The 1,577-nt window shown below is 32.5% G+C and carries 1 protein-coding gene; it reads left to right on the top strand.

The window, feature by feature from the left end; all coding sequences use genetic code 11:
• Positions 1 to 1,047 (top strand): hypothetical protein (locus tag RCF13_RS00855; RefSeq protein ID WP_308140727.1); only part of this gene is annotated, 1,047 nt, incomplete at its 5' end.
• Positions 1,048 to 1,577 lie beyond the last annotated feature (530 nt).

Below are 1,577 nucleotides of genomic sequence, written 5' to 3'. Positions count from 1 at the left end.
GTTCAAGAACCTTCGAATTGCAATATGGTTGGGACCGAATTTATTTTAGGAGGGCTGCAAGATTCAGATATTGAAAAAGCGAAAGATTTTTTCTTGTTATATTCAGGAGAACAAGTGATTGAAGAAACAAAATATGGCGCTTTACTCGAAAAAGTGGATAATAAGGAATCTCGCATTTATGTGAATGGACTCTGCGTAGCTGAGGAAGAAAATTTGCTGTTTTCCTACAATATTACTTCACCAACTAAAAAACTTTTAAAATCGTTAAACAGAGAAAGAACAAATGTAGGAAGAAGTGCGTATTCGGATCGAATGAAATCCATCTTACTGGCATGTACTGGATCTGTATTTGCGGAAAAATTGGTAAGCGATCTTGAAAAAATTCAAAAAGGTAACTCTCATGATGAGCTGCAATGGATAGATGTGCAACTGCACGCATGTAAGATTTTAAACTCGAAAGAAAAAATATTGTTTTTAACCTCGGATGACTTAATCGGGGGCAGTAAATATATCAATTATGCGAAAGATGAAGGGCATAGAATTGTTACCATACCAGAAACGCTTGCACTCAAATTATCCAAAGCAAAAGATATTTCTGGAAATGAAATCGTGAATTTGGATTACTATTCAGTGCATTGGAATGATAGTTTTGAATTTAAATTTGTAGATGAAAAAGACTTAAGTAAAAAAGAAAAGGAAATTTATGAGTTAAAACATGTGATTCAAGGATGGTTTCCGAAAAATATAAAACCTGTAAAGGAAATCAAGATTTCTGAAACCATGAGACCTGATAGCTTTACTGGATCAGATGCGTTAGGATTATGGGATAAATCGGACCGTACCATTATCATAAAAAGAAGCCAATTGAAAAGTGTTGAAGCATATACTGGAACGTTAATTCATGAATTTGTTCATGCTTATACAGATACAGATGATGAAACGATAGAATTTGAAAGCGGATTAACAGATATGTTAGGTAAAATAGCGACAATGGTCATAACGAGTAAAGAAAAAGATACATGGTTCAAACGAGTGTTCAAGTTTTAGTAAGTAGGTCCCTTGCTACTTTCTAACGTTGAAGTGGTGAGCTTCTCGCGATAATGATAAAAAGAGGTTGTCCCAAAAGGTCGTTAAAAATGAACTTTTGGAGACAATTTCTTATGTTTTACCTTTATATGGATAAAACCCCAATCATAAGTAGAAAACCAATAGGTTTTCTACTTATGATTGGGGTTTTTTTGCTTTTGATTGAGCTCGGTAAAGAATGTTCTTTACTGTTTTTTGAACCGATTTATTTTTCCGAAAGAGTTTTGATTTTCTTTTTGTTCCCCAAAAATTTATCGAATAATTCCATAGGTGATATATTTTTTTGTTTTTCTTAATATTAAAATATATGATTTGACGCTATCCCGTCTTTTGTTCTCAATTCCTAAACGCGTGATTTAAGGTTCTTCTATGTAGTAAATAAGGGCACTTGTGGTACAAAAAAAATCTCGCAATGTTTTTTTATTTTTTATAAATTCATTTCCATGAAATGTTTTTACTGAAATGAATTTTATACCTTGTTAAAGACATAC

This window comes from Stenotrophomonas maltophilia group sp. RNC7 (assembly GCF_030910085.1).
GTDB classification, from domain to species: domain Bacteria; phylum Pseudomonadota; class Gammaproteobacteria; order Xanthomonadales; family Xanthomonadaceae; genus Stenotrophomonas; species Stenotrophomonas sepilia.
This window is presented reverse-complemented; position numbering and strand designations above follow the sequence as displayed.